The sequence below is a fragment of the Methylomonas sp. HYX-M1 genome (assembly GCF_040741385.1).
GTDB lineage: Bacteria > Pseudomonadota > Gammaproteobacteria > Methylococcales > Methylomonadaceae > Methylomonas > Methylomonas rhizoryzae.
Genome location: NZ_CP160405.1, coordinates 3552613 through 3567864, shown reverse-complemented (window position 1 = coordinate 3567864; position 15252 = coordinate 3552613). Strand labels below are relative to the sequence as shown.

General features: G+C 55.6%; 15 protein-coding genes. 6 read left to right on the top strand and 9 right to left on the bottom strand.

Annotation, left to right across the window (positions count from 1 at the left end):
• Positions 1-65 precede the first annotated feature (65 nt).
• The 3 genes from AB0A83_RS16305 to AB0A83_RS16295 are packed head-to-tail and all read left to right on the top strand — an operon-like array spanning position 66 to position 2653.
• The gene (locus tag AB0A83_RS16305; protein ID WP_150050200.1) at positions 66-992 is read left to right on the top strand and encodes a hypothetical protein; all 927 of its coding nucleotides are present in this window, start codon (positions 66-68) and stop codon (positions 990-992) included.
• Entirely contained in the window at positions 967-1662 is a 696-nt protein-coding gene (locus AB0A83_RS16300; RefSeq protein ID WP_150050198.1) for an HAD family phosphatase, read from the top strand. The genes AB0A83_RS16305 and AB0A83_RS16300 overlap by 26 nt, the downstream gene beginning before the upstream one ends.
• 31 nt (positions 1663-1693) lie before the next feature.
• On the top strand, positions 1694-2653 hold the full coding sequence (locus AB0A83_RS16295; RefSeq protein WP_367154732.1) for a beta-ribofuranosylaminobenzene 5'-phosphate synthase family protein: 960 nt from the start codon (positions 1694-1696) through the stop codon (positions 2651-2653).
• On the opposite strand, the gene soxZ is transcribed toward AB0A83_RS16295, so the two are convergent.
• Together soxZ and AB0A83_RS16285 are read right to left on the bottom strand one after the other, a co-directional pair.
• Complete coding sequence (soxZ, locus tag AB0A83_RS16290) at positions 2640-2966, bottom strand: thiosulfate oxidation carrier complex protein SoxZ (protein ID WP_367154731.1); 327 nt, start codon at positions 2964-2966, stop codon at positions 2640-2642. The genes AB0A83_RS16295 and soxZ overlap by 14 nt on opposite strands.
• Positions 2966-3364 (bottom strand): thiosulfate oxidation carrier protein SoxY, encoded by a 399-nt coding sequence (locus AB0A83_RS16285; RefSeq protein WP_367154730.1) that lies wholly within the window; start codon positions 3362-3364, stop codon positions 2966-2968. The genes soxZ and AB0A83_RS16285 overlap by 1 nt, the downstream gene beginning before the upstream one ends.
• A gap of 173 nt (positions 3365-3537) precedes the next feature.
• On the opposite strand from AB0A83_RS16285, the gene AB0A83_RS16280 reads away from it, so the two are divergent.
• Positions 3538-3732: a hypothetical protein gene (locus tag AB0A83_RS16280; protein WP_150050190.1), complete on the top strand. Its 195-nt coding sequence runs from the start codon at positions 3538-3540 to the stop codon at positions 3730-3732.
• A gap of 172 nt (positions 3733-3904) precedes the next feature.
• Here AB0A83_RS16280 and AB0A83_RS16275 read toward each other — a convergent pair whose 3' ends face one another.
• From AB0A83_RS16275 to nagZ, 3 genes are read right to left on the bottom strand one after another with little or no spacing between them, the layout of a single operon-like run.
• Entirely contained in the window at positions 3905-4645 is a 741-nt protein-coding gene (locus tag AB0A83_RS16275) for an S-methyl-5'-thioinosine phosphorylase (RefSeq protein WP_367154729.1), read from the bottom strand.
• On the bottom strand, positions 4642-5190 hold the full coding sequence (locus tag AB0A83_RS16270; protein WP_367154728.1) for a hypoxanthine-guanine phosphoribosyltransferase: 549 nt from the start codon (positions 5188-5190) through the stop codon (positions 4642-4644). Before AB0A83_RS16270 ends, AB0A83_RS16275 begins: the two co-directional genes overlap by 4 nt.
• The gene (gene nagZ, locus AB0A83_RS16265) at positions 5183-6199 is read right to left on the bottom strand and encodes a beta-N-acetylhexosaminidase (RefSeq protein WP_232056681.1); all 1017 of its coding nucleotides are present in this window, start codon (positions 6197-6199) and stop codon (positions 5183-5185) included. Before nagZ ends, AB0A83_RS16270 begins: the two co-directional genes overlap by 8 nt.
• A 66-nt stretch (positions 6200-6265) precedes the next feature.
• Between nagZ and fliL the strand changes: the two genes are divergently transcribed.
• Positions 6266-6664, top strand: a complete 399-nt coding sequence (gene fliL, locus AB0A83_RS16260; RefSeq protein WP_150050184.1) for a flagellar basal body-associated protein FliL — start codon at positions 6266-6268, stop codon at positions 6662-6664.
• A gap of 121 nt (positions 6665-6785) precedes the next feature.
• Here fliL and rnd read toward each other — a convergent pair whose 3' ends face one another.
• The gene (gene rnd / locus AB0A83_RS16255; protein WP_367154727.1) at positions 6786-7940 is read right to left on the bottom strand and encodes a ribonuclease D; all 1155 of its coding nucleotides are present in this window, start codon (positions 7938-7940) and stop codon (positions 6786-6788) included.
• Between the two features lie 186 nt (positions 7941-8126).
• Here rnd and AB0A83_RS16250 point away from each other — a divergent pair, with 186 nt between their 5' ends.
• Positions 8127-10442 (top strand): TonB-dependent receptor, encoded by a 2316-nt coding sequence (locus AB0A83_RS16250; RefSeq protein ID WP_367154726.1) that lies wholly within the window; start codon positions 8127-8129, stop codon positions 10440-10442.
• A 145-nt stretch (positions 10443-10587) separates the two neighbouring features.
• Here AB0A83_RS16250 and AB0A83_RS16245 read toward each other — a convergent pair whose 3' ends face one another.
• Genes AB0A83_RS16245 through lptD form a run of 3 tightly spaced genes read right to left on the bottom strand, consistent with a single transcriptional unit; the run spans position 10588 to position 15234 of the window.
• Positions 10588-11091, bottom strand: coding sequence for a DbpA RNA binding domain-containing protein (locus tag AB0A83_RS16245; protein WP_150050178.1), 504 nt, complete (start codon positions 11089-11091; stop codon positions 10588-10590).
• 15 nt (positions 11092-11106) lie between these two features.
• Positions 11107-12399, bottom strand: coding sequence for a peptidylprolyl isomerase (locus AB0A83_RS16240; RefSeq protein WP_367154725.1), 1293 nt, complete (start codon positions 12397-12399; stop codon positions 11107-11109).
• Positions 12400-12408: 9 nt separating this feature from the next.
• A complete protein-coding gene (gene lptD, locus AB0A83_RS16235; protein WP_367154724.1) occupies positions 12409-15234 on the bottom strand; it encodes an LPS assembly protein LptD in 2826 nt (941 codons plus the stop codon).
• Between the last annotated feature and the right edge of the window lie 18 nt (positions 15235-15252).

The following is a 15252-nucleotide window of genomic DNA, read 5'->3' as shown; positions in this document are numbered from 1 at the left end:
CAAACGGCCGAACGCCGCGTTGTACCTAGCGAAGCAAAACGGCCGGAATCGAGTGGAGATTGGCGATGCACTACCGTGCTAAAGATTTTATAAAGGTGCGCGACGGGCTGTTGTTCGCCGTCGTCGCCGATGGTTTGGAGCACGGCAGAATTTTGTGCTTTTTAAGATATGCGTTGCAAGCCGGTTGTTGGCGCAAGCTGGCTAGCGATTCGGCCAACGGTTTGCTGGCGTATAGCCATCCCGAGTTTTTGTTTCACTCGGCGCGGCTGGACGCCGATCTGCATGCGGTGGCCGAGCACGAGGTGCAGCAGCATTTTCGCCCGCAAACCGTATTGCAAGACCTGCTGCAAGCGGAATCCAACGATCCCGCGGTGCGCGATTTGCAGGGCTTGTGCCGGTTGTTGCAGGGTAACGGGTTGGATTTGGCCGGTTTCGGGATAACCGGTTCGTTGCTGGTCGGCATGCAAAACCGTCAATCCGACATTGATTTGGTTTGTTACCACCGCGAGCAGTTTCACCGGGCCAGACAGGTCGTACAAGCCGCAATTGCCGCCAACCATTGCCAGGATTTGAGTCGCGAGGATTGGCTGGCCAGTTATCAACGCCGCGCTTGCGATTTCGGATTCGACGAATACGTCTGGCACGAACAGCGCAAATACAACAAAGCCATGTTCAATCGACGCAAATTCGACTTGTCTTTATTGAACGATGCGGCCGAATCCGCACAAGTTTTCCGAAAAATCGGTCCGGTGAAAATTCGCGCCAAGGTGATCGACGATTCCTTAGGTTTCGATTATCCCGGACAATTGCAGCTCGATCATCCGGAAATTGGCGCAGTGGTGAGCTTTACCGCGACCTACCTGGGTCAAGCGAAGGTTGGCGAAATGATAGAAGCGGCAGGTTTGTTGGAGGAAGATAGGTCGGGTCGGCGGCGCGTCGTGGTCGGTTCCAACCGGGAAGCGTTAGGTGAATATATCAGGGTGTTGCGCTAAGCCGCCGGTCAAGGCTGTCATTTTGGATATGGACGGCTTGGTGCTGGATAGCGAAACCGGCTATTTCGCCGCTTGGCGCGCGGCGGCGGCAGCGATGGGGTTCGAGATGAGTGCGGCGTTTGCCCGGTCGTTTTCCGGTACGGCCGGCGCGGATTTTCCGGGCAAGTTGCGCCGCCAATTCGGCCAGGATTTCGATACCGACGGTTTTTTCGCGCGTAGCGCCACCATCTGGCAGCGTAAGGTGCAGCGCGAAGGTATCGCGGTGAAGCCGGGGTTAGACGCGCTGTTGAACCACTTGCGTGCCATGGCCTTACCGTTCGGGTTGGCGACCAATAGCCGCCGAGACGACGCTTTGCGTTGTTTGCGTTTGGCGGGCTTGGAGGACGTGTTTAGCGAAATCGTTAGCCGGGACGACGTGGAACGTCCCAAGCCGGCCGCCGACATTTATGTGCTAACCGCCCGACGCCTGGGCATGAGACCTGCCGACTGCTTAGTGCTGGAAGATTCGCCGGTTGGGGTGAGGGCGGCGGTTGCGGCCGGTTGCCGTTGCCTATTCATTCCTTCCTGTTTACCGGCCGATTTGTCGGCAGTTCAGGCTGCGGACGGCACTTGCCGGGACTTGAGGCAAGCGATTGAATTTATCCCGGGACGCGAGTCGGCTTCGTTATAATAAATCCCTTATCGTTTAGGGGAATGAGCTTGTGAAGCCGCACCATCAAAAAGTGACTGTGATTGCGCCGGCGCGCCTACATATGGGGTTTATCGATTTAAGCGGCGCGTTGGGCAGGCATTTCGGCAGCATCGGTATGGCGTTGGAGCAAATTCATACCCGGGTAGAAGTTTCTTACGCCGAAACGCTTACGGTAAACGGTTTGTGTGCCGACCGGGTGGCGAAAGCCTTGAGCCGTTTGTGTCGGCGTTTGCAGTTACCCGAGTCCTTGCGGGTGGATGTCATCGCCGCAATTCCCGAACACATCGGCTTGGGCTCGGGCACGCAATTGTCGTTAGCGCTGGGCGCTGCGCTGAACGCCTTTTACGCATTGAATCTCAGCGTGCGCGACATCGCGCATTTGACCGAGCGCGGCGCGCGCTCGGGGATAGGCATAGGTGCGTTCGAAGCCGGCGGCTTGGTGGTGGACGGCGGCAGAGGGCCCGATACCGTGACGCCGCCGATTTTGGCGCAAATCGCAGTGCCGGAGAGTTGGCGTTTTATTCTGGTATTCGACACGCGCGGACAGGGTTTGCACGGCGAACAAGAGGTGTCGGCGTTCCGGAAGTTGCCGCCGTTTCCGCGCCGGGAGGCCGAGCGTTTGGCGTATTTGCTGTTGATGCAAGCCATGCCGGCTATCGCAGAGCGGAATTTGACTGCGTTCGGCGAAGTCATAACCGAGTTGCAAAATTCGGTGGGCCGGCATTTCGCGCCGGTACAAGGCGGCGTGTTTGCCAGTCGCGAAGTCGCGCAAACCATGGCCTGGCTGCAAGCGCAAGGCGCGGTGGCTATCGGGCAAACTTCGTGGGGGCCTACCGGATTTTGCGCGCTTCCCGATCCGCAACGCGCCGCGCATTTGCTAAGCGAGTTGCAGCGGCACTTTGCGTCGCACTATTTAGAATTTCAAGTGGTGTCCGCACGCAACAGCGGCGCCGACATTATTCGCCACTAATATCGGATATTTTGTGCTCGACCGCATCGCTCAAGCCCTGATTGTCGGACCAGCTAACCTTTACGAGAGCGCCGGATTCGACCCGCTGTAGCCTAAAGCAGAAATAGGGGTCGCGCGACAGGCTGGGGCCTAAATGGGCTTGCATGACCGTTTGGCCGTTTAGTTCCAGCGATAATGTTTGAATGAAGTGGGCAGGTATCAGTTTGCCCTCGCTATCGCGGTTGCGGCCGTTCTCCATCGGATGGCGAATCAATACCTTGATTTCCAGATAATCCGCAAAACGCTGGCTTCTGATTTTTGTAGAGCTTGTCATCATCCGCTTCCGCAACCGCCTTGTACGACTGTCACCCACTTTCTTGTCTGTAACCAATTTTTACCTTGACGGGCGATTACCCGCAGGTAACCGCTTTCCGCCATTTTCACGCGGGCGGTGACGAAAGGCAGTAGATTGGGCGATAGATCGAATTGCGCCGCCAAAGGGGTCGGATTGTTTTCCACCCAGACGTAGAGTTTGTCGATCCCGCTCAGCGTACTGTCTATCGTCAGCGGAACGACTGCGCCGTTTTCCGCGATTTCGGGTAAGGAAATCTGCAAACCATCGCTTTCGGTTATCGCCTGGCCGTCGAATAAGGCAGCGAAGGCGGAAGCGAAATCCGTGCTGCGAAAATCGTCCGTTCGCCAAGCGCCGGCCCGTGCCGGTTCAATGCCCAATGTTTCTAAGAGTGCAGCCGTAAAGATCCGGAGGCCGTGTAATAAAAAGTTTCTGCGCCGCATCAATAACCCTGGTTTTCTTGATTCATATCAAATTTAATCGACCGGCCTTTGATAACTTAAGCGCCGTTGATTGATCAACGCCATTTCACAAAAACAACAGGAAGGTAACAATGAACCAAGCACAAGAAAAAGACAATTTCGTTTTGTACGTAGTGTTGGCCGGCGCCGTTGCTGCAGGTGCCGTATACATGGTGAAAAGCTCCGAGCACGACAAATATGCCTCAGCCGCGGCCGCAATCGCCGAAGATTCCAGCAATTCCGCCTACCGTAACGACGTGTTGCACGCCGCCGGCAACAAACGCTAAGCGCGGTAAGCTTACCCTTTAAGAAATTAGCTTCTCTCTGGTTTCAGCGTACTGTTCGATCGAAAAGGGCGTGATTGACGGACATCGAACATGAGCTGATGGCCTTCCGGTGACCCCAGCGGAAGGCCTTTTTTCTGCGCGTTGCCGCATGAAAGCGGCGATGTAAAACCGCTCAAACGGGTAGGACGGCTATGGCTTTCAGCAATTCTGTCGCTTTGGTCATGCCAATTTGCAAATTCTTTTCGATTTCCGCCATGGTAATTTCGCCGTCGCCCAGGCCCGCCGCCCAGTTCGCCACGACCGAAATATTGGCGTAAGCCATGTCCAATTCGCGCGCTAGCGCGGCTTCCGGCATGCCGGTCATGCCGACTAAATCGCAACCGTCTTGCGCCATCCGCTTGATTTCCGCACGGGTTTCCAGCCTTGGCCCCTGCGTGCAGCCGTAAGTGCCGAAGCGGCAGATTTCCAGGCCGGCGTTATCGGCGGCCTGAATAATGCGATTGCGCAACGCCGGGGTATAGGGATCGGTAAAATCGATGTGGGTTACGTGCTCGAGGTTATCGGCGAAAAAACTATGCTCGCGGCCGTAGGTATAGTCGATCAGCTGCTCCGGCACCGCGATTTGCGCCGGTTGCATGTGTTCGCCGATGCCGCCTACCGCGGCTACGCCGATGACGTCGGTAACCCCCAATTGCTTAAGGCCCCAAATATTGGCTCGGTAGTTGATTTTATGCGGCGGTATTCGGTGCGGATTACCGTGCCGGGCCAGAAAGATCAGTTGCGTGCCGTTTATATCCCCGAACAGGTACTCGGCCGACGGCGAGCCGAAGGGCGTATGTAACGTTTGCCGACCTATGATGCGCAATTCCTCTAGTTGGGTTAGCCCGGTACCGCCGATTATCGCCAATGTCATATCGTGTCCTTGCAAGCGTAAATGCCTGCGGCGTTTCTGAGATAGCCTTTGTAGTCCATGCCGTAGCCGAACAAATAGTGGTTAGCAACGCTGATGCCGACGAAATCGGCTTGTATGGGTTTGGCTTGCTCTAGCTGCTTTTCCAGCAACACGGCGCTGAACACCTCCGCCGCGCCTTGCTGTTTGCACCAAGCGACGATGGCGGCTAGGGTGTGGCCTTCATCCAGAATGTCGTCTACCACTAACACAGTGCGGCCTGCGACCGGGCTGGTGGGAGTGAACAGCCAGTGAATTTCGTCGCCGCCTTGGGTGTTGTTGCGGTAACGGCTGGCGTGAATGCTGTCCAGGGTTAACGGAAAGTCCAAACGGGGCAGTAGCTTACCGGTAGCGATAATACCGCCGTTGATGACACATAAGACCAAAGGATTGCTGGCCGACAATCGGGAACCGATGGCTGCCGCCATGGCGTCCAATGCGGCTTCCACTTCCCGTTGGTCGTGCAACAACAGCGCGTTGTGTTTGACTTGTTCGATTTCGCTAAGCATGGGCATCGGAAAAACGTTGGATTTGGCGGACGGCGTCTTGAGCCGGCGTACAGTGGGATAATTCTTGGTAGACATATTGCGGGCGGCCGCGCATCGCCAGCAATCTGCGTTCCCGGTCCGCAGAACGGCTGATGGGTAAGTTTTCCAAGACCTGTTCCGCCGCGCCGGGATTGTTGCAGACCAAGAGCATGTCGCAACCGGCGCGTTGTGCCGACAACGCCCGATCCAAAAAGCCGCCGGCCGCCGCCGCGCCTTCCATGCTGAGGTCGTCGCTGAAGATGGCGCCGTCGAAACCGAGCTCGCCGCGCAAGATGCGTTGCAGCCAAATTTCGGAAAATCCGGCCGGTTGCGCGTCGATTTCCGGATACACCACGTGCGCCGGCATGACGGCTTGCAAGCCTTGCTGTATCAAACATTGAAACGGCAGCAGGTCGCGTGTGCGAATGTCCGCCAACGGGCGGTTATCCACCGGCAGGGCTACATGCGAGTCGGCGGCTACCGCGCCGTGGCCGGGAAAGTGTTTTCCGGTACCCGCCATGCCCGCCAAACGCATGCCTTGCAAAAATAAACCGGCTAATTCCGTGGCTTGCTCGGCGGATTGAGAAAACGCGCGGTCGCCGATGATTTCGCTGACGCCGCAATCGACGTCCAACACCGGCGCGAAGCTAAAATCCACTCCCACCGATAATACTTCGGTGGCCATCAACCAGCCGGCGGTTTCGGCCAATTCCGGTTGGGCGGCGTAGCTAGCTGCCGCCGGCAGCCGGGTGAAGCCGCTGCGAAAGCGTTGCACCCGCCCGCCTTCCTGGTCGACGGCGATTAGCAACTGTCCGTTGCGCGCATCCCGAATCGCCCGGACCAAGGCTTGGATTTGTTCGGGATTATCGTAATTGCGGGCAAACAGGATAATCGCGCCGGTGTTCGGATGGGCGATCTTTTCTTTGTCCAATGCAGATAATTCCAGGCCTTCCAGGTCTATCATGACCGGCCCGATCGGCTCTGCTCTCATGAGATAAAAATCGAAATTGGCATATACTGGGGGCTTGCTAAAGCTAACATTATATGAGGAATCGCTATGCGAAACGTGTTTTTGTTGATTGCCTTGTTGCTGGTGCCGGTCTGCGGTTTCGGCAACGAGGAAAAAGCGGAACCAGCCGGACCTGTGATCGAATACGTGGAAATGTCGCCCAAATTTACCGTCAATTTGGCGGAACCGAAGAAATATTTGCTGTTGACCGTGCAATTGCTGGTGGAAGGCGCCGAAAATGTCGAAAAAATCAAAAAACATCAACCGATGTTGCGGCACGAAATGATCATGATGCTTAGCGGCATGAAGGTAGAGGACTTGCAAACCATGGAGCAACGCGAGGCCTTGCGGTTGAAGGTCAAAACGCTGGTGGCCGACAGTTTGGCCAAAATCGAAAACAGCGACGGCTTTAGAGACGTATTTTTCTCCGATTTTTTAGTCAACTGACGGTCTTGCCTGTTGTTTGCCGCTCGGTAGCATAGACGCTTGGGCCGCCGGCGCCGGCGAAATGGGCGAACGGCAGGCCGCTGTTTTCGGGTGCTTCGGTAATGCGGCGAATCTCAAAACATCAATTAGGCATCGGTTCGATGGCGATGCCGTCGGCCGACAAGCTCAGGCTGTATTGACCTTGCAGCAAACCCTGCAATTCTTGACCGGCCATCTTGTAACGCCAGCCTTGCAGCAACGGGCAGTCTTCCTCGCCGAACAATAATTGTTCGAGTTCCTTGCGGGTGGCCAGGATCACCGGATTCAACTGGTTTTCTTCGGCGCGGATGCGAACCACGGCGGACAGTACATCGATGATGGCTTCGTGCTGCTGGGTCTTTTTACCGGGCTTGTCCTTGTCTTTCAATGGTTTGGGAGGACGTTGCCGGGCTTGTTCTATCAATTCGCACAATACTTTGCCGTATCGGTTGACGCTACGTTCGTTGATGTTGCGTATCTTGCTTAAATCCGCCAAGGTCACAGGCTGTAGTTTCGCCAATTCCAGCAGCATGTCGTCGGGAAACAACCAGTTGCGCGGCTTGTTTTCGGTTTGTGCGCTCTGTTCCCGCCATTCGCTCAAGGTTTGCAACACCGACAGTTGCCGACCGGTGAGTTTGTTCTTACCGCGTATTTTTAGCCAAGCGTTTTCCGGCGGTAGTTGGTAATGATCCGGGTTGTTCAATAGCTCGAAATCGCTGTCCAGCCAACCTGAGCGTCCCAATGCCTGCAGTTGGTCGCGCATCACTGTATAGATTTTGCATAAATACGTCACGTCGTCGGCGGCGTACTGCAATTGCTCGGGGCTTAGCGGTCTCTCCGACCAGTCGGTGCGGGTGTGCGCTTTATTCAAGTTGACGTTCAAAAAACTGGAAACCAACATCGCGTAACCGGGATTTTCTTGAAAACCCAGTAGAGGCGCGGCGATTTGAGTGTCGAAAATCGGGCCGGGTATTTTGCCGGTGATTTGAAAAAAAATTTCCAGGTCCTGGCGGCAGGAATGCAGCACTTTGACGATGTCCGGCCGGTAAATGACGTCGAATAAGGCGGACAGGTCGGATACGGCCAGCGGGTCTACGCAAGCCACCCATCCGGGCGTGGCGATTTGCAGTAAACAAAACTTCGGGTAATAGGTTTTTTCCCTTAGAAATTCAGTGTCGAGTGCAATCCAGGGTTCGGAAGCGATACGGGTGCAAAGGTCGGGTAGCTGTTCGGGGCGGTCTATAAATTGAATGGTCATATTGCCGGATAGTGATGGTGCTTGATTATTTTTAAACCGTTATTTTAGCGCGCCGGCTTTTATCGGCGGGAGAATATCGAAGCGGAGCCACCATGAACCGGGAAAAAATCCTTTTTATCCAAGGCGAATTTCTAAAGCTGGGGGAGCGACTTAACATGTTCGGTCCATTTATTCGGGGGGAAAATCATGAAAACTGTGCTATTCGGCATGCTGCCATGGCTTGCCGCGTTACCGCTAGGTGCGCAAGCGCTGGAAAAATCGGAACGCGGTGCAGAGGTATTGGACGACATCGAAGTGGTGGCGGTGTCGCCGATACAATCCGGCGGGGTCAATATCAATAAAATTCCGGCTCACCTGCAGACTGCAAACGCAGAGGAATTGCAGCAGGCTCAGGCCTTATCCCTGGCCGATTACCTGAATCGTTATTTGGGTAGCGTCAATGTCAACGACGCTCAAAACAATCCCTTGCAGCCGGACGTGCAGTTTCGCGGATTCAGCGCATCGCCGCTGATGGGTTTGCCGCAGGGCTTGGCGGTTTACGTGAACGGGATTCGTTTCAACGAACCTTTCGGCGACATGATCCATTGGGACTTGCTGCCGCCGGGAGCCATAGACAACATGGCTTTACTGCCTTCGGCCAATCCGGCTTTCGGTCTGAACGCTTTAGGCGGTGCGTTGAGCGTAAAGACCAAAACCGGATTTTCCGCACCTAAACACAGTCTGGAGGTACAGGGCGGCTCTTGGGACAGGCACAGCGAAGAGCTTAGCAGCGGCTGGAACAACGGTACCTGGGGCTACTTTGTGGATTTCAACAATTTCTCCGAGGCCGGCTGGCGCGACCATTCGCGTAGCGACGCCAAACGCGGATTCGGCACACTGAGTTGGCGCGGAGCCGAATCGAGTTTGAATTTGTCGCTGGCAGGCAGTGAAAACGCGTTGCGCGGTAACGGTACCGTGCCGGAGGAACTGCTGGCTTTCGGACGCGATAAGGTGTTCACCCATCCCGATCTGACCCGCAACCGGCTGTTTTTGGTGTCGCTGGACGGCGATACCTGGCTGAACGAACGTAACCAGTTGTCCGGGGTGGCTTATTACCGGCGCAACCGCATCTCCACTTATAACGGCGACGGCAGCGAACTGGAGACTTGCAGCCAGGGTGGCAGCGATTACGTGTGCGAGGAGGAAGACGGTGTATTGGAGCCTGTGGAGCGGTTGGGCGGCGGCTTGATCGCCGCCGACGAAGCGTTGCAAAGCGGTACCATCAATACTTCGGAAGCTACCCAGCAATCCTTCGGATTTTCCTTGCAAAACGCCTTTCATCAGCCGATTTTCGGCCGGGACAACCAGTTGGTGGTCGGTGCGAGTTACGATCACAGCACGACGCATTACCGCGCCGATACCGAACTAGGCCTGCTGACCGCGGATCGCGGCGTGGCCGGCGGCGGGGTGTATCTGGACGAGTCGCACGTCCGCTTGAATACCGAAAACAATATGTACGGGATATTTCTGACCGACACATATGCGGTGACTGATAAGTTGGATGTCACGGTATCCGGGCGTTACAACATCGTACACGCTGAATTGAAAGACCAATACGGTAGTGACTTGGCCGGCGCGCACAGTTTCAACCGGATTAATCCGGCGGCAGGCTTGACTTATGCCTTCATGCCGGAGCTGACCTTTTACGGCAACTACAGCGAATCGTCGCGGGTGCCGACCCCGATGGAACTGAGCTGCGCCAATCCCGAGGCACCGTGTAAACTGCCTAACGCCTTCGTTTCCGATCCGCCGTTGAAGCAAGTGGTTGCCAATACCTGGGAAAGCGGGTTTCGCGGACGCTTGGCGCAGCTGGCGCCAGGCCCGGTCGATTGGAATGCCGGATTCTTTCATATCATTAACAACGACGACATCGTGTTTCAAAGCGACGCCGGGGTGAATACCCGGGGCTATTTCACCAATGTCGGAAAAATCCAGCGGCAAGGGGTGGAAGCGGGCTTGTCCGGCTTGTTTTACCAGCGTTGGCGCTGGTCGGCCAATTACAGCTTTATCGACGCGACCTATCAGTCGCCTTTTTTGAGTCTGAGTCCCGCCAATCCTAATGCGGTCGATGGGAAAATTCAGGTGCATCCGGGCGATAAAATTCCCGGTATACCGGCGCATCAATTCAAATTCAGTACCGACGTCGACATAGTGCCGCAATGGACGCTGGGCTTCGATATGAATTACAACAGCGGCCAATATTTGCGTGGCGACGAGGCAAACTTGACCGCAAAACTGCCGGCTTTCGTAATCTTTAATTTGCGTAGCGAATACCGCTTTAACGAACACGTAGCCTTGTTCGGCCGAGTGACGAATTTGTTCGATAGGCGTTACGCCAATTTCGGTGCCTGGGCGGAAACCGGCGAGGTATTGGAAAGTTTCGGCATCGACGAGAAAAACAGCCGTTTCGTCGGCGTTGGGGCACCGCGCGCGGCCTGGATAGGCATACGTTTTACCTTGTGACCGTATGGCTGATTAGGCGTTCGGCCTAACGATCAGGGGCGTAATTTTTCGGCATTATTCAGTGCGAAGCACAAATCCCCTCTCCTGATGGGGGGATAAACCGTTTTTCCGGGTAACCGCTGAATAGTTACCCGTTTTTCAAGTATTAAGCGGTCTTGCCTTCGCGGAATCGTTTGCGGTTGGAACGGACCCGTTTGATATTCAGGCGGTGTTCGCCTATGGTCGCCTCGCTCAGCAATTGAAAAATGTCGGCGGGCATGCCGTCCGGCAAGTCGACCAAGGTGTAGGTATCGCGGATGTCCAGATAGTTGATGCGTTTCCTATCGACCCCGGATTCTTCGACCAACACCGTTAACAAAGCTTCTTTGTTGACGTGATGCAGGCTGCCGACGTCCAGACGGTAGCGCACGTTTTTGAAAGCAGGCGAGGTTTTGGCCGCCGCGGGCTGTGGCGCCGGTTCTTTGCTGCGGTGCGGTAACAGCCTGGGAAAGCAGATATGCAGCAATGCGGCGGCGCAGTCCAGCGGTTCTATACCCAATTCGTCTTGTAAGCGTTGTACGAAATCGCGTTGCGCACCGAGCTTTTCCTGTTTAAGCGTCTGTTGCAGACGTTTTTTCAACTTGTCGGGTTTGAGCGTCGTCGCGCGCATAGGGCTTGCACCTTGTTACAATTTGTCGGCGTCGATTTCGACGTAAGCCTCGTCGCGCAAGCGGCGTAGCCATAATTCGGTTTCTTCTTCTATTTTGCGTTTGCGAATTTCGTCGCGCACCTTATCCTTGCGGAATTGATCGCTGTCGTCTTGGCTTTCCCGGCCCAATACTTGAATGATGTGCCAGCCGAATTGGGTTTGCACCGGAGCGCTGATGTGGTTGATCTCCAGTTTGTTCATGGCTTCTTCGAACGGTGGAACCAAGGCGCCGGGACTGACCCAATCCAACGAGCCGCCGTTGATGGCCGAACCCTTGTCGTCCGAATGGGCGCGCGCCAATGCGGCAAAGTCGTCGCCGTCTTCTATGCGCTGTCTCAGAGCGTGTAAACGTTTTTGGGCTTCCGCGTCGTCGACCAGTTCGTTGGTTTTAACCAGGATATGGCGGACTTTGGTTTTGGTGACGATGTGATGGGCGGAGCCTTCGGTCTCCAGCATTTTGATCACGTGAAAACCGCTGGGACTGCGGATGGGGTCGGAAACTTCGCCTTGGGTCATGCGCGGCACCAGATCGGCGAATAAGGTGGGAATTTGCCCCAGGTTGCGCCAGCCTAAGTCGCCACCCTTCAATGCGTTATCGTCGTTGGACTCGCTGATGGCGGTTTCGCGAAAATCGGCGCCTTGGCGCAAGTCGGCGACGATGCGCTCGGCTTTGTCGCGCGCTTTTTGTATCACGCCGGCGGAGGCGCCGGACGGAATCGAAATCAATATATGGCCCAGATGATATTGATTGTTTCCGCTGCCGGCCTTGTTCTGGGTTTCCATGTAATGGTTGAGTTCGGCATCGGTGACCTTGATGCGGCTGCCGATTTCCCGTCCGCGCAATTGATTGATGATGATTTCGTTGCGCAGATTGTCTTCGAAGGCTTTGTAATCCATGCCTTGCCGCGTCAGTTCTTGTTTGAAGTTTTCCACGGACATGTTGTTGCGCGCGGCGATGTCGCCCACCGAGCTTCTAAGCATTTCGTCGCTGACTTGTATCCCGGAACGCGCGGCCAATTGGCGCTGCAGTTTGTCGACGATCATGCGTTCCAGTACCTGTTTGCGCAGGACGTACTCGGGCGGCATGGTCACGTTGTTGCTGCTGAGCCGGCTGGCGACTGCCGCCACTTCCTGGTCAAGTTCCCGGCTCAGGATGACGTCGTCCTCGACGACCGCCACAATGCGGTCCAGGGTTTCCGCGCACGCCACGCCGCCGAGCGAAGCGGCGCAGGCTAATACAAAGCTGAAAAGCAGGATAATTCGGTTCATGTAGGGGGGTTAATCTTCGAAATAACTGGCCGGATGATAGCCGTTTAAGTTGCGTTGTAAAAACGCGTCGACGCTGTCGCCGAAGCTGGTCAGTCCTTTCAGCTCCAGTTGCACGAATACTGCGTTTTCCGGCTTGGCGTCCGGCGCCAGAATATCGCCGGTACGCGCGCCGTTGATGTAACGCCGGCCTATCAAGCGCAAACGCCAGCAGCAGGTTTCTTTTTCTATGCCGATAAAGCTTTCGGTGGTTTTATCGAAATTGAACGAATATTGCCAGCGACCCAAACCGTACCAGCCGGCCGCTAACGGCCAGCGGAACGACATGTCGGTTTGCGAGATGGTGGTTTGCGACAAGGTGGATTGGTCGTTGGGCGTGTTTCTCCGGTAGCGGTAGCCGAGGTCCAGAATCTGATCCGGTTGGTTGCGGTATTTCAGCATGGCTAAACCGCGCGCGATGCCGTTGGCTTCAGGGTCCCATTGCGCGCCGGTCGTATAAGAAAGATTTCGGGTCAGCTGGCCGGCCAACTCGCCGACGAAATTGGAGGTGCTGCTGGTTTGTACCGGAATGCCGGGCAGATTGACCGTTCTATCCTGAAAGTACAGGATTTGCCCGACGCTGATTTTCAAGGGCTCCAAGCCGGTGGCGGAGTCGATGAAGCGCGATGAGGCGGCCAGGGTGATTTGGTTGGCGTCTTGAATCCTGTCCAAACCGCTGAAACTGTTTTCCCGGAACAAGCTGTAGTAGTTGGTATCGTAGGCCGCCGTATCGAAAATCGGAATATCGCTTTGGTCTTTACGCGGGATATATAAATAGAAAGCCCGCGGTTCGAAAGTGTGCACGTAGCTGGAGTTGCCGATGAGCATGTCCCGTTCGAAGTTAACCCCGCTATCGACCGAGAAGATCGGTAGGGTGCGGCTGACGCTGTCGGGTTGACTGGCGTTGGTTTGATTGCTGAGCGAATACTGGGTGTATTGGCCGGTAATTTTCGGGATGAAGAAGCCGGCACTGGTTTCCAGCGGCAGGCTGAGGGAGGGTGCGATATTAAACCGTTGGCCGTTGATCAAGTCGTTATGAAAGAAGTGGCTGTATTGGTTGTGCAGCGCGATGGTAACCGGCAGGTTTTCGAAATCGTGATCGTAGTTCAGCGATACCCTGGGCAGGATGTCGTAGGGTACTCCGGTATTGGCGATGGTTTTATCGACGGATTGATAATGCTGGATACCGGTGGCGAACGACAAATCGGAACGGTCGTAGTTTAAAAATGCGGTACTGGTTAAAAACCGGTTGGTCTGGAAACCTAAGGCATTGTTCAAGTCGTTGAAATATTCCTTATCCGATACGTAGTTCAGGTTGGTGTGCGAGCTCAAGTGTGGCGTGAATTGGGTAACGTCCCTAAAGGTCGCCGAATAGCGGCTTTTGTCTTTGATTTGGTCGTGCGGCAGGATTTCGGTGCCGAGGTAGCCGTACGAGGTTTCGGTCAAGTAGCGGAATTTGTTGCGCAACATCTGGCCGCGTTTCTCCATGAAGCGCGGGGTAATGGTATCGTCGATATTCGGCGCGATATTCAGATAAACCGGCGCGGAAAAGTCGAAACCGTTACGTTGGGTAGTCGCCCAGGTAGGCGCGAGCAGGCCGGTGGTGCGGCGGCCGTCGGTCGGAAACGAGATGTAGGGCGTGTACAACACAGGTACGCCTTTGAATTCCAGCCAGGCGTTTTTAGCCGAGCCTTTGCCGGTTTCGCGGTTGATTTTAATCCGCGAGGCATGGGCTATCCAGTCTTGGTTGCCGGGCGGGCAACTGGTGAAGGTCGCCTCGTTGTAGCGCGATAGGGCTGCGCTGTCCCGGTACATGGTCTGCGCCGAACCGCGCAACGGTGCTTCGGCGACAATGAACTGGGCGTTGCGCATGCGCGCTTCGTCTTTGTTGAGGCTGAGCGAAACGGTATCGCTGGCGATAGCCAACGCGTTTTCGCTATAGACGATATTGCCTTGGGCGTCCAAGGTTTGCGCTACCGTGTCGTAACTGGCTTTATCGGCGAGCAAGTGTTGGTCCGCCCGTTTCAAATCGACGTTGCCGGCAAAGTTGAGTATCTCGCCGTCGAACACTTCGGAGGAGTCGGCTATTACGTCGGTGCTGGCATTTTCCCTGTCCGCCGAAGTTTGCATGGTCGCTTGGTTTTTCTTGGCCGACCAATTGCCGCAGTTGAGCCAAGGGTCTACTTGAAACTCGCCGCGCAAGGTTTGAAAAGCGCGCTCTTGTTCCAGGCTGTATGTGGGGTTAAACCAATAGGAAGCAGGTGTGGTATCCGCCACGACCTGGGCTTCGCCTTTAGGATCTTGCCCCACTAAATTGCAATTCCAATTCGCATTTTCCTCGCCGCCTTTACAGGTCCAACCCGGGATTTGGCCGGCTTTGCTGGCAGCTTGCTTGGCCGGCGGCTTTTCTTCGACAACGGGTTTTTGTCGTTCGCCGATGCGGGCGTGCAGTTTTTTAGGCAGCGCCTGTTCAAGCGCCTGTTTGGGGCTGATGGGTGCCGCGGCGACCGGAGCGGCGGGTTCGGAACCGGGGGCTTCAGGTACTGCGTGAGAGCCGGGCGCTTGCGGCAGCGGTTTGGTTTCGGCGCTGTTTTGTGCCGGTGTCGGTTCGACTGGCCGCTGTTGCGCGCCGGCTGCATCCTTGCCCGGCTGCGGCGGTGCCTCGGGAGTGTCCTGGTTTAAACAGCTCCACTGGCCGTTGGGGCCTTGCTCGCAATTCCAGACGGCGTTGTTGGCGGCAATGGATAGTTCCGGGACAGACAACAATGCCAAATAAATCGGGTATAACCGTAGTGTCATATTGCGGTCGGCAGGGAA